At 42.3% G+C, this 12,628-nt stretch carries 11 protein-coding genes; 6 read left to right on the forward strand and 5 right to left on the reverse strand.

What is annotated here, in order from left to right:
• Positions 1–44: 44 nt before the first annotated feature.
• The gene (locus tag E0F88_RS23490; protein ID WP_131960731.1) at positions 45–1,361 is read right to left on the reverse strand and encodes an ABC1 kinase family protein; all 1,317 of its coding nucleotides are present in this window, start codon (positions 1,359–1,361) and stop codon (positions 45–47) included.
• Between the two features lie 3 nt (positions 1,362–1,364).
• Positions 1,365–2,039, reverse strand: coding sequence for a TetR family transcriptional regulator C-terminal domain-containing protein (locus E0F88_RS23495; protein ID WP_131960732.1), 675 nt, complete (start codon positions 2,037–2,039; stop codon positions 1,365–1,367).
• A 319-nt stretch (positions 2,040–2,358) separates the two neighbouring features.
• Here E0F88_RS23495 and E0F88_RS23500 point away from each other — a divergent pair, with 319 nt between their 5' ends.
• On the forward strand, positions 2,359–2,817 hold the full coding sequence (locus E0F88_RS23500) for a GNAT family N-acetyltransferase (protein ID WP_131960733.1): 459 nt from the start codon (positions 2,359–2,361) through the stop codon (positions 2,815–2,817).
• Between the two features lie 15 nt (positions 2,818–2,832).
• Here the strand turns inward: E0F88_RS23500 and E0F88_RS23505 are convergent, their stop codons facing one another.
• The 3 genes from E0F88_RS23505 to E0F88_RS23515 form a co-directional block, all read right to left on the reverse strand.
• The gene (locus E0F88_RS23505; RefSeq protein WP_131960734.1) at positions 2,833–3,285 is read right to left on the reverse strand and encodes a hypothetical protein; all 453 of its coding nucleotides are present in this window, start codon (positions 3,283–3,285) and stop codon (positions 2,833–2,835) included.
• A 46-nt stretch (positions 3,286–3,331) separates the two neighbouring features.
• The gene (locus E0F88_RS23510; protein WP_131960735.1) at positions 3,332–5,509 is read right to left on the reverse strand and encodes a phosphocholine-specific phospholipase C; all 2,178 of its coding nucleotides are present in this window, start codon (positions 5,507–5,509) and stop codon (positions 3,332–3,334) included.
• 99 nt (positions 5,510–5,608) lie between these two features.
• A complete protein-coding gene (locus E0F88_RS23515) occupies positions 5,609–7,090 on the reverse strand; it encodes an aminotransferase-like domain-containing protein (RefSeq protein WP_131960736.1) in 1,482 nt (493 codons plus the stop codon).
• 117 nt (positions 7,091–7,207) lie between these two features.
• On the opposite strand from E0F88_RS23515, the gene E0F88_RS23520 reads away from it, so the two are divergent.
• The 5 genes from E0F88_RS23520 (at position 7,208) to E0F88_RS23540 (ending at position 12,620) form a co-directional block, all read left to right on the forward strand.
• Entirely contained in the window at positions 7,208–9,154 is a 1,947-nt protein-coding gene (locus E0F88_RS23520; RefSeq protein WP_131960737.1) for a TonB-dependent receptor plug domain-containing protein, read from the forward strand.
• Between the two features lie 227 nt (positions 9,155–9,381).
• A complete protein-coding gene (locus tag E0F88_RS23525) occupies positions 9,382–10,602 on the forward strand; it encodes a sensor histidine kinase (RefSeq protein WP_165940136.1) in 1,221 nt (406 codons plus the stop codon).
• Positions 10,603–10,667: 65 nt separating this feature from the next.
• Entirely contained in the window at positions 10,668–11,465 is a 798-nt protein-coding gene (locus tag E0F88_RS23530; protein WP_131960739.1) for an alpha/beta fold hydrolase, read from the forward strand.
• Positions 11,466–11,537: 72 nt separating this feature from the next.
• Positions 11,538–12,137 (forward strand): pseudouridine synthase, encoded by a 600-nt coding sequence (locus E0F88_RS23535; protein ID WP_131960740.1) that lies wholly within the window; start codon positions 11,538–11,540, stop codon positions 12,135–12,137.
• Between the two features lie 114 nt (positions 12,138–12,251).
• Entirely contained in the window at positions 12,252–12,620 is a 369-nt protein-coding gene (locus E0F88_RS23540) for a YccF domain-containing protein (protein ID WP_131960741.1), read from the forward strand.
• Positions 12,621–12,628 lie beyond the last annotated feature (8 nt).

Consider the following 12,628-nt stretch of genomic DNA (forward strand, 5'->3'; position numbering starts at 1 on the left):
CCTGCCGCATCAGGAAGGGACAGGCTAATTCCAAAAAACGTCGACTAAATCAAAACATTAACATGCCTGTTCTGCCCCGTATTAACCGTCGCCTTCAAATCGTGAAGCAGGCTGAATAAGCCGAAAAATGTACGGTTGATGTAAATAAAGTGTTTTGAACCGCGGTTTACGTTCATCTTTTTCAACTCCTTGTCATTCGCATATCTTTCGCCCAGTTCAGCAAGTTTTCCAAAGAAAGTTTCGTCAGAAAAATCAAATGTTTCCGATTGGAAAGGCTGCGTCAGCAACGATAAAACGTCATAAAACAGGTTTGAAAAATAGACAGTTTCAGCTGGTGTATCCTTATCAAGCAAAATTTCAAGTTCAATTAATTTTGCCTTGTAAATAGCCGGATTATCCAGATTTTCTTTTTCCGCCAGCTCAAAATAGGGATGATAAAAGGAATCAGGAATTGCTTTCATACAGCCAAAATCGATCGCGATCAGGTTTTCATCAGCATCAACGAGGAAATTTCCCGGATGCGGATCCGCATGTACTTTTTTAAGCTGGTGAACCTGAAACATGTAAAAGTCCCATAGTGCCTGTGCAACTTTATTGGCAGATTCCTGGGAAGGGTTGGTTTTGCACCATTCAGACAAATGTTTGCCTGTCATCCAATCCATCGTGAGTACACGCTCACAGGAATATTCTGCATAATATTTGGGGAAAATCAGATTCGGAATGTGTGCGCAGGCTCTTGCTACTTCATTACTCTGAGCCAGTTCAAGCGTATAATTTGTTTCTTCAAAAAGTTTGGTCTCAACCTCTTTGAAATACTTATCCGAATCTTTTGCCTGAATATTAAACATTGACATGGCAATCGGTTTTACCAAAGCCAGGTCAGAAGATATACTTTCAGCAACCCCGGGATATTGTATTTTCACCGCGAGCTGTTTTCCGTCAGCAGTGGCTTTATGCACCTGTCCGATACTTGCTGCGTTAATTGCATTGGCATCAAAAGTGTCAAACATGTCCAAAGGTGATTTGCCAAAATACTTTCTGAACGTTTTGATAACCAGCGGAGCAGAAAGCGGCGGAACGGAAAATTGTGATAGCGAAAATTTCTCGACATAAGCCTGAGGCAGAAAATTCTTCTCCATACTCAGCATCTGAGCAAATTTCAGGGCACTTCCTTTCAGGTTTTTCAGCCCGTCATAAATATCCTCCGCGTTGTTGGTATTCAGGTTGTCGCGGGCAGTTTCCGGACTTGTGATTTTCTCACCGTAATATTTTAAATAATTACCTCCGATTTTCACGCCGGTGGTGATCAGTTTACTTGCACGCTGTATTTTCGATGTTGGAATTCTGTCTATGGTCTCCATTCGTTACCTCAGTCTTTCTTTAATTAAAAATTTACCAAAATCGATCACGCTTTCAAGCGGTGTGGTGTCGATCAGGTCAAACGTTGCACGGATTGATTTTTCGATAAAAAGGTCTGTTTTTTCAAAACCCAGGGATTCATCGTCCAGCCAAAATTTCAGTGTAACCAGAAATTGTATCCAGGCACCCTCTTCCAGTGCATCCTGCTGTGCTTTGCGGATCCGCTCGCTTTTTACTTTAAGATAACCCGCGCTCGTTTCTGAAATATATTGTTTAAAATGAGCCCTGAATTCTTTTAGTTTCAGAAGCCCGTTCAGCCTGTTTTTATCCTGGCTCAAAGCAAACACGACGTAACTTCTGTTTGCTGTAAGTATTTCAAAATAAGTGTAATAGTAAGTCAGCAGTTTGTCGCGAAAGCTAAGTGAAGTAAGGTCACCGCTCTGGTTAATAAGCTGTAATGTTAATCCGTGAAAACTTACAAAAACACTTTTTTCTATCGAATCGATGGAAGAAAAATATTTGTAAAAGTCCTTTTCTACAATGCCATTTTGTTTACAGAATAAATAAACCGATTCCGGCTTTTTATTATTCTCCAGACAATAATGCATGTACAATTCTGTAATTTTGTCTGCCGTGAGTTCCTGTGGAGTCGCAGTTACTTCTTTGATTTTTGTTGCCATTATGATATGTATGATAAGTCAGTCTGATGATTCCAAATAAATTTAACGAAAAACCCGGTCTTTTCTTACGAACAGTTTTCCGGTGAAGTCCTCATAATTACCAGCAAGTCAGGTTTATTTCGCATTGTTGGCTCGTAGTTAAACAACAAAAAATTCTCTGGTAAGTATCCATTCATAGCATTTATTTTAATTATTATTTCAAAACCTTTTTAACCCGTCCGACGGCAAAAAAGCCGTCGGACGGGGCGGGCCACCGGTCTATGGTGAAATAACCGCCAAACCGGTAATGAAAACCTGCTAATCCTATACAAATTTTCCTATGCTTCAGATAGTAAGAACCAACAGTGACAACCCCGATTTTCAACTTTTAACGCAGCAGCTTGATGTGCAGCTTTGCGAAATTTACGGCACCAAAAAGGAAGATTTTGAAGAATACAATCGCATCGAAAATCTGGAAACGGTTGTAGTTGCATACGAAGATGAAGTGCCCGTCGGCTGCGGATGTTTCAAAAAATTCAATGAAGATTCAGTTGAAATAAAACGCATGTTTGTCGTTCCCGAACGCCGGGGAGAAGGAATTGCTTCGAGGATTCTTTATGAGCTGGAAACCTGGGCAATTGTATTAAAATATACCTATTCGGCTCTGGAAACCGGTAAAGGGCAGCCTGCTGCTATTGAGCTTTACCAAAAGAGCGGATACACCATTACAAACAATTTCACTCAATATGCCGATCAGGATCGCAGTGTTTGTATGTTAAAGGCTTTGTGGACGGATTAAAATGTTTCACCACATTCAGTTTTTGGGTGACCAGGGAATTTCAGAGAGATTTGAAAAACCGTATCCATTTGCAATTAAGGCCACATAAAAGGGTAGAAAGCAGGAAGCTACCCAAAATATCCAAAAGAAGACTTTCCAGAACCGGGTAATCTCGTAATTTGAATTATCAGTCCTGCCCGTTTCTTTTGAAACCCGGAAATAATTAAAAAGTAAGTTATAAAGAAGTGAAAAAGGACCAGCTGTAAATACAAGAAAAATTATAAGTCTGGAAGTTTTATATTCCTTTGATACCTCAACTAAATCTGTCAGGTGTAATATTAACATTGTGGCACCCATCATTAGACAACCAATCCCAACGGTTAGCTGAAACATCGTAGACAACCAGGCCAGACCGGGTTTTCTGCCTTCGGTTACATCCTTTTGATGTAAAACATAAAAGGTGTAATAGTATTTATATAAAAATTCCATAAGCTTAAATCTGTTTGATAAAAATTGATTTTTGAACAGACATTACTTATATATTTTTACCCATCTCCGGATCACTCACACCATTTTTGCCTGTTTCCACCCGGCCTGCAAACCTGCGCTGATAATTCCTATCTCCGGAAATGGTTGCCGTGAAATCGTACCAGTTACCGCTTTTATCCAACAGCCAGGTTTTTTCAGAGGTTGATTTTAATGTCCAGGGACCATCGTTCCGGTAAGCATTTGATGTTATAGTCAGCACGTCCGAAGTCTTATTTCCAATAACCTTTAAAGTGATGGCACCTTTCACAGGAACATAAACAATTTTCACTTCCGGTTCAGGCTGATCTGCATTTCCTGAAAAAGACCGGAAATAACCATTTGGTCCAAAAACTTCCAGCGAGTACGCTCCAATGTTTTCGTCAACATTCCAGTCGTCAGTTAACATTTTACCTGCTTCCACGGTGTAGCGGCGGGGAATTCTATTGAGATGTAAAAGATCGTAAACATGGAAAACTGCCCCTGCCTTCCCTGTATTTTCAAAGTGAAGCCTGAGTTTTCCCTTTGAAATGACTGTTGCATGCGTGTGCAGCTCATAAGGCAAAGCCCGCGAAAACCGTGTTCCTTTCTCCTGATATAATCTTGCAGGAATGTCTGGTGCTGATGCCCGCGGCAGCGATTTTGAAGATTCTTCTATTTCCCTGTATTTGCTCGTATCGGGTAATTTTGGAAAAACAGGATCATTGGGGTTAATGAAATCAAAAGCCGAAGTAAGGTCGCCGCTTATCGCCCGGTGCCATGGACTGATCGCAGGGATTGATACACCAAACCGCTTCTCAATGAACTGCCCGACAGAAGTATGATCAGTTACCTGAGAATCCACCCAGCCACCTTTGCTCCATGGCGAAATGATATACATGGGCACACGGGGGCCCATTCCCCACGGCCTTATATTTCCTGAAATGGTATCTCTTTTGTCCTGATAAAACCGGGTTCGCTGCGTACTGCCAGCCTGAAATGGATCCGGAAATTTCTCCGTTCCATGTTGGTTGTTGAAATACATTCCCGCAAGATCCATCGTAGATTTTCCCGCCAGAGATCCGTCCAAATTATATGAAGGCACAGCCGGTGCAGGCAGGTGATCGAATAAACCATCGTTTTCATCAAAGGTTAAAAAGAAAACGGTTTTACTCCAGACTTCCGGGTTGGAAGTGATTGCTTTTAAAACCTGTTGTGTAAAGTCCCCTCCTCTTGTCGGACTGGAAGGACCGCTGGGATGTTCAGATGCACTTTGGGACGGAAGTATCCAGCTAATCTGCGGCAAAGTTTTATTTTTTACGTGTGTGGTCAGGTCATCCAGAGACCAGTGTTTCATTCCGTTTTCGTAAATGGGGGAACCGGGTTTGGCAGTTCTAAAACTTTCAAAAGCCAGACAGCCATGCATGGCCCCCTGCCAGTTATCATTCGGATCCTGATAAATACGCCAGCTTATCCCTGCCTTTTCCAGCACATCCGGAATTGTATCCCACTTAAATGATGAACCGCGGTAAGTATAACCCGGCTCAGGCATGTTTCCCGGCTTTTCGGTACCTGCCACATGCTCGGGCCAGCACCGCAGGTTTACAGGTTCAGAGTCTGCATCCGTACAATTTATTCCGGCAGCTCTTTTTTCAGGGTTGAAGTTTGAACCAGACCAAAACATAATCCTGTTTGGATCTGTGCCGGTTGCTACCGAACAATGATAGGCATCTGAAATGGTGAAAGATTCAGCAAGTGCATATTGAAACGGAATTTCTTCACGGGTGTAATAAGCCATTGAATACGGAGTCTTGAACATAGGCCAGAAGCCGTATTTTCCCTGGTTCCATGCGGCCTGGGTATCCGGAAAATCATGTGGCGTTCCATTAATCAAAGCTGCATTAACCGTTTTTTTATCGGCGCGGTAAGGAGCTATTTCTCTTTTTCCATCCGACTGCAGAAAAACACGTTTGCCGCTCTCCAGGGGAATAGGAAAACGGTCACCAAAACCGCGAACTCCTTTCATGGAACCAAAATAATGGTCAAAGGAGCGGTTTTCCTGCATCAGGATCACAATGTGTTCAACATCTTTAATTGACTTGCTGAGATTGTGCGCATCCACAGCAAGCGCTTTTCGAATGAGCGGAGGCAGCATATTGAGAGCGGCGCCTGCAGTGGCCGACATACGGAGGAATTTGCGACGATTCATGAAGATGTCCCGTTTTGGTAATGGGTAACTTCAAAAAAAGCCGGTTTTACACAAATTATACTGCCAGCCGGAGATTACGAAATCGTAAAGTAATGTGTATTATTTCTTTACGGCTTGCTCCAAAATATCGAGTGCCCTTTTCATTTCAACTTCATCAAGATTTCCAAAACCCAGCCTGACGGCACTGAGTTTCCCCGTCTGAAACAAAAGAGTTTGGGGTAAATGAAGATCTTTCTTAAGACACTCCCGGCTTACTTTCATAAGGTTGATATCCTTTCGCCATTCTGTCCAAACGGCCAGACCTCCGGGTGGCAGGCTATGTATAAGCTCATTTTCAAACTTGTCTTTCAGTAAACTGCAAAGCAAATCTCGGCGTTCATGATAAACCTTTTGCGCCTTTTTCAGATGTCTTTGAATTTCACCTTCGCGCAGCATTTCTCCCAATGCCTGTTCCATCATCAAATCACCCTGACGGTCAATAATTCGTCTCAGTTTTGCCAATTCCACGATAAAATTCTCCGGCGCAACGATGTAACCGGCACGCAGCCCCGGAGCCATCGCTTTACAAAACGATCCTACATATACCACCATCCCCGAAGCATCTGCACTTGCCAAAGGTAAAACCGGGCTGCTGTGGTAATGAAAATCATAGTCGTAATCGTCTTCCAGAATAACAAAACCATACTGAACCGACAAATTTAAAAGTGCTACCCTCCTCTCGGCACTTAACGTCACCGTGGTCGGATAGTGATGATGTGGCGTCAGGTACAACAAACGGATCTTTTTCGTTTCGCACAGTTTTTTGACCGATTCAACGGAAATACCGTGCTCGTCCACCGGCACAGAAAGTATGTTTGCCCCGGCCTGTTGAAAAATCATGTTTGCAACATAGTAACTCAGATCACCAACCACCACATGATCACCCCGTTCGAGCAGAAGCATGGATGCCAGGTAAATACCCATCTGAATTCCGCGGGTCGTCATCACGTTCTCCTTTTTGATATGAAGTCCACGCGTATTGTTCAGGTAAGATTTGAGTTCTTCCCTGTAAAATTCGTTTCCCTCCACATGCGAATAACCCAGCAAGCGGCTATTGTTTTTTCTTTTTAGCACACTTGCGTAAGCCTTTGAAAGTTTGTCAAGCGGAGCAAGACGTACATCCGGAAGACCGTCCGTAAATTCAAGCTCGGTTCTGGAAACGGAAACAGACCGGTCCAGCAACATGCTTTCCCTAAATAAAAAACCTGCTCTTTGGGGATGAGAAGAAATATAATCCAAACCATTTTTTAAGGGTTCGGAGGGAATGACAAGTGCCTTTTTGGTAACAAAGGTTCCCCTGTTCGGTAAGGTTTCTATCCAACCCTGCGCGTCAATTTCGTTGTAAGCGGCGACTATTGTCTTTCGGTGAACTTCCAGCATTTCAGCCAGCATCCTCGTTCCGGGAAGTTTAACACCTGGCACAAGCACACCACGCTGGATAGCACTCGTCATTTTACGCGCAATTTGAATATAAACCGGCGTAACAGACAACCTGTCTATTACCAGCAAGCTTTTAAGCAGAATTTCAACCGGACTACTCATAATATCAAAACCGGAGCATGTTAACAGTCCGGCAAGATAGTAGTTTTGTATCAGACAGCTCGCAATAAGCTTTTTGAAATTATCACTAAATCAATACCCAGGTTATTTTAATGCAAAATGAAAAATTATTTACCAAAGGTTTTACTTGTACTTTCCATTCTGTTTTCCCAAAATATCATTGCACAGGAAATTTCTCTTGACCCGGTTACTGTAACCTCTTCCCTGACTGAAAAACGCGCCTCGGAAACGGGGAGAAATATTGCGGTGATCAAAGGAGAATATTTTCAAAATTTGCCGGTTCATTCCATCGATGATCTGCTACGGTATGTTCCGGGTCTGGAAATTCAGGCGCGCGGGCCGATGGGATCACAGAGTGATATTGTACTTCGTGGCGGAACGTTTCAGCAAGTGTTGGTTGTGTTGGATGGCTTGCGGCTAAACGATCCCAATACAGGACATTTTAATAGTTACATCCCCATTGCTTCCTCTGAAATTGAAAGAATCGAAGTTTTGAAAGGAGCATCTTCATCTATTTATGGTTCTGAGGCCGTTGGCGGAGTTGTTCATGTTATTTCAAAAGCATTTGCCGCAAAACTGAAATCCGGTGATCAGGAGGCCGGTTCCTCAAACAAAGCAGCTTTGAACCTCGGATTAACAGGTGGTGAATATGGTTTAAGAAATGCCAATGTTGGCGCTTTTGTTCAAAGAAATAAACTGGCTGTTTCGGGCGGGTTGGTTTCTAACAATGCCGATGGTGTTCAGCAGCGGGGCTCACGTGGGTATTTTCATAACAATACGGCTTCGGTTTCTGCCAATTATGCACTCTCAAATGATTGGAACGTCGCGGTTCGGAGTTCTTATGATCGCCGGGATTTTGCTGCGCAGAATTTTTATACGACTTCAATTGCCGACACAGCAAACGAACAGGTAAAAACTTCCTGGAACCAGTTAAAAGTCGGATATAAAAAAGGTAAATCTGCTTTTTCCCTGGATGGAGGTTATAAATATGTGAAAGATCAATATCTGTTTAATACCCGGTCCATTCAAAATATCAGCAAATCGCAGCTTTGGCAGGGACTTTTCACCTGGCAGCAGACTTTCACAGAAAACACAACACTGGTAACCGGATTGAATTATCAGAATAAAAACATCTCTTCAAACGACAGAGGTGATCATTCAATTAATCAGCTGGCTCCTTTCGTTTCATTTTCCCAACGAATCGGAAGATATTTGACAGTGAGTCCGTCTATCCGTTTTGACTGGCGGGAGCGGATCGGCACCGAAGCTGTGCCGCAGGTTAATATTTCCTACAAAAAAGACATACTTCAAATTCGTGGAAGCGCCGGAAAAACAATTCGTGATGCTGATTTTACCGAGCGGTACAATAATTACAACAAACCTATTGTAACAACAGGAAACAAAATAGGCAGCCCCGACCTGAAAGCAGAACGGTCGTTTAGCTATGAAGCAGGAGCTGATTTATTTCTCCGCGATTTCAAACTTTCAGGTACATTTTTTCAAAGACTTCAAAAAGACCTGATCGACTACACCAATACGCCTTATGCTCAAATGCCAAGAAATGAGAACCTGACTCCCGCTGGTACTTATGCATTAGCCAAAAATATAGCGACAGTCAACACAACCGGATTTGAGGTTGACGTACAATACACCCGGTTAATTGCTGAAAACCAAAAACTGTGGCTTACGGCGGGGTTTACGCAACTGAGCAGTGAAAGCAGTGATGTTACACCCACTTTTTATATTTCTTCTCACGCCAAATTGCTGACCAATTTTTCTGTTCTGTACCAATATGCAGGTTTTTCGTTTAGTGTAAACGGTCTGTATAAAAGCAGGGCAAAACAAGAGGCTACTTCTTTGCAGGCCGTTGTTTCAAAAGAATATTTTGTCATGAATGCAAAAGCTGAATATGCCTTTTTGAAGAAAACGCTGGGCATTTTTGTTCAGGCCGATAATGTATTTGACAAAAACTATAGTGATTTATTAGGCTCACCGATGCCCGGAAGATGGCTCATGGGTGGAATCAGGTACAGTTTCGTAAAATAAGTATCATTTTCTGATAAAATCGACCTCATAAAACTTATTTAGCTTTATTATCAAATTAATTCTATTTAATTTAGCAGCCGATGTAATAATTATCTTACATCAATATAGAAACGGACAAGAAAAGTGATGATTTAATTCGCTTTTGGGGCCGATCAACGCAGCTAGAAATCTTCGATATTACATTGACAGGAATGATGTCGATGAGTGCTTTTCAACCAATAGCGAAGATGGACACGACTTCTGATATTAATAAGGGTCTGCATTACAGGATATTGCAAAATATACCTGTGGCAATACTTCTCATTGATCAGAATTATGACTTTCTGTTTGCCAACTCCCTTTTCCGGAATTTAACAGGCCTTAGTCTATCACAGACCTCAGGAACAGACTGGACAGATTTCATCGCTTCTGATAAAAGACAGCATCTTTTTCAGGTGCTATCCGAATTAAAAAATCAAACATTTTCTTCAAAAAAATTATCAATACAATTAACATCCAAGCCGGATAGCCGAACCAGTTTGATGATTACCTCGGAGCAGGACGATAAGCTGGGCTGGTTATATTCTCTGACGTTTTTGCCCTCCGAAACCAAAATCATTGTTCCTGAAATAGATATTTTGGATCTGAAATCAAATGAATCAGATTTAAACCAACATACGGACAGAACTAGGGAAATAAGTTTAATTGGTAAAAATGATGAAGCAACAGAAGTTAAACTTGCGGACCGTCAGGCTCTTTCAGAAAAGTACATTGCTGAATTAAAAGCATCCAACCGGTTAAAAGATAAAATTCTGGCAATCATTTCTCATGACATGAGCGCCCCGATTGCTTCACTAAAGGGACTTACTTCTTCACTTCTGGATGAAGAACTTAGCGAGAAGGAACGGGCACTTGTGAGAGAAAGTTTACTAAAACAGCTGGACTCAGTTAGCGAGCTTACGGAAAATTTATTACGCTGGGCTACGAATTCGTTTACAAAACAGGGTCCGGGAAAAACGGAGCCGATTAAACTGCTTGATGTTGTTGACCGTAACGTTCAGCTTATCGCTCCCCAGGCATTTACCAAAAAAATTAAAATAACCTCCAAAATTCCGGCTGGTTTATTTGTGCGTGCAAACAAAGACCAGTTGCATATCGTAATCAGAAATATCATCACCAATTCGATGAAATACACACCGGCTAACGGTGAAATTGATATTTCAGGAAATGCGCTGAAATCAATTGTACAGATACGTGTAAAAGACACCGGCATCGGAATAACGAGTGAACAGCTGGCAACACTGTTTACCTACACGCAGAACAGCACCTATGGCACGAATGGTGAAAAGGGAATCGGACTTGGACTGATGCTTTGCAAAGAATATGTTGAAGCAAATGGCGGAAAAATAAGCGTTTCAAGTATTGTGCATTCGGGAACAACCGTGCTTATTGAGCTGCCCGCTGACTGACAAATCAGAAGCTCTAATCTTAAATCCGGATTGGTGCGTATATCTAGCCTAATCCGTGTTTTACTATGAATTCATCTGTCGGGCATCTGTTCATTTTAATATTCACAATTATTATCACTACCACTTTCGCAAGCGCTCAGAATTCAGTGTCTTTGCCGGAGCCTGACAGCAAAACCTCAGAATCTGGTAATTCACTTTCTATCAGTTCAAATCCAACGGTCAATGTTTATTTCCTAAGCGGATTGGGCGCTGACAAGCGTGTTTTCAGCAGGTTAAAGCTAGACAGCCGGATTTCAGTTAACCACATCGAATGGATAAAACCTGAAAGAAGAGAAACTTTGAAACATTACGCAGGACGGCTGGTGACACAGATCGACACCGCCAAACCTTTTCGGCTGGTTGGTCTTTCCTTTGGCGGAATCATCGCGTCGGAGCTTTCTGAAATTGTACATCCTCAACAGGTTATCATTATTTCGAGCACATCAACGGGCGTACCTGTTTCTAAATTTAACCGCGGATTAATCCGGTTTTTGTTACTTTCTCCTTTCGCAGCGCCTATACTGAAATCCGCCAACAAACAGACTTACAAATATTTTGGCGCCGACACGCCGGAACTTAAAACACTTCTTAAAGATATCCTGCACGATACGGACAGCCGGTTTCTGAAATGGGCACTTGCCAGGATGAGTGGTTGGAAGCGGGAAGAAAAAGCACCAAACCTGTTTCATATTCACGGAACGGCCGACAGATTAATTCCGATCAACCTTGTACAGCCCGACATAAGAATTGAGGGAGGGGGGCATTTGATGGTTTACGGACAGCCGGAAGAAGTATCACGTCTGCTCAATGAACATTTGAAATAACGGCAATTTAATCACAGCACTTAAATCCGGGATAATTGTTCAATTTTGCGGAAGTTTCAATTTCCGCCACCAATGAGTTCCCATCGTTATTTTATTATCAACAAACCTGCCAACATGGTTTCCCAGTTTGTCAGTCCTGATGACGTGGGTCTGCTGGGAAATCTTAAGTTCGAATTCCCGGAAGGAATACACGCAATCGGCCGCCTCGACAGCCATTCGGAAGGATTGTTAATTCTCACAACAAACAAAAAGGTTACCAATCTTCTCTTTCAGGGAGAAGCGCCGCACGAAAGAGTTTATCTGGTTTTGGTGGGCCATTTGGTTAGTCAGGAAACGCTGGAACTGCTTCGTTCGGGAATCGCTATCAGGATCAAAGGCGGTATCAATTATACTACTTCTCCCTGTGATGTTCAGATTATAGATCGCCCTGAATGGCTTCCAAAAGCCAAAGCCGAACTGTGGAATGTACCGGTAACCTGGCTAAAAATCACCCTGACCGAAGGGAAATATCATCAGGTTAGAAAAATGGTGCGCGTCGCCGGCCACCGCTGCAAAAGACTGATCCGCGTTAGTATTGAGAATCTCGAATTAGGAGATTTACAGCCAGGTGAAGTAAGGGAAATTGAGGAAACTGATTTTTTTGAAAAACTAAAAATCAACAACTGGAAGTAATCCGTTGAATAACTGGTTAAAAGCCCGATGAAATAATCTTCTGTCCGTCTGTCAAAAATAAATTTCCTTTTCGGTTAAAGAAGCTATCATTGCAGGCAAATAACATCATTAGTTATGAACTTAATAGGTAACATTATCTGGCTCGTCTTTGGCGGATTTCTCGTTTTTCTGCAATACATTCTTTCCGGATTTGTACTTTGTCTTACGATCATCGGTATTCCTTTTGGTATTCAGTGCTTTAAAATTGGTTTTTTAACTCTGTTTCCTTTTGGAAGAGAAGTGCGGGAAGTGCCTGGTAATACAGGCTGTTTGTCTACGATCTTTAATATCATCTGGATTGTGATCGGCGGTATCTGGATTGCGCTGACCCATTTGTTCTTTGGAATACTTCTTGCCATAACCATAATCGGACTACCCTTTGCAAAACAGCACTTCAAGCTGATGAGCCTGTCTTTCACACCGTTCGGGAAAGAGGTTGTCTGAAACAAACT

It is taken from the genome of Dyadobacter psychrotolerans (assembly GCF_004349265.1).
Classification (GTDB): Bacteria; Bacteroidota; Bacteroidia; order Cytophagales; family Spirosomataceae; genus Dyadobacter; species Dyadobacter psychrotolerans.

Bases quoted from the DNA above. Each gene is read 5' to 3' on its own strand.
- E0F88_RS23495 (WP_131960732.1), bottom strand. From the start codon at position 2,039: ATGGCAACAAAAATCAAAGAAGTAACTGCGACTCCACAGGAACTCACG.
- E0F88_RS23505 (WP_131960734.1), bottom strand. From the start codon at position 3,285: ATGGAATTTTTATATAAATACTATTACACCTTTTATGTTTTACATCAA.
- E0F88_RS23515 (WP_131960736.1), bottom strand. From the start codon at position 7,090: ATGAGTAGTCCGGTTGAAATTCTGCTTAAAAGCTTGCTGGTAATAGAC.
- E0F88_RS23520 (WP_131960737.1), top strand. From the start codon at position 7,208: ATGAAAAATTATTTACCAAAGGTTTTACTTGTACTTTCCATTCTGTTT.
- E0F88_RS23490 (WP_131960731.1), bottom strand. From the start codon at position 1,361: ATGGAGACCATAGACAGAATTCCAACATCGAAAATACAGCGTGCAAGT.
- E0F88_RS23510 (WP_131960735.1), bottom strand. From the start codon at position 5,509: ATGAATCGTCGCAAATTCCTCCGTATGTCGGCCACTGCAGGCGCCGCT.
- E0F88_RS23525 (WP_165940136.1), top strand. From the start codon at position 9,382: ATGGACACGACTTCTGATATTAATAAGGGTCTGCATTACAGGATATTG.
- E0F88_RS23540 (WP_131960741.1), top strand. From the start codon at position 12,252: ATGAACTTAATAGGTAACATTATCTGGCTCGTCTTTGGCGGATTTCTC.
- E0F88_RS23535 (WP_131960740.1), top strand. From the start codon at position 11,538: ATGAGTTCCCATCGTTATTTTATTATCAACAAACCTGCCAACATGGTT.
- E0F88_RS23500 (WP_131960733.1), top strand. From the start codon at position 2,359: ATGCTTCAGATAGTAAGAACCAACAGTGACAACCCCGATTTTCAACTT.
- E0F88_RS23530 (WP_131960739.1), top strand. From the start codon at position 10,668: ATGAATTCATCTGTCGGGCATCTGTTCATTTTAATATTCACAATTATT.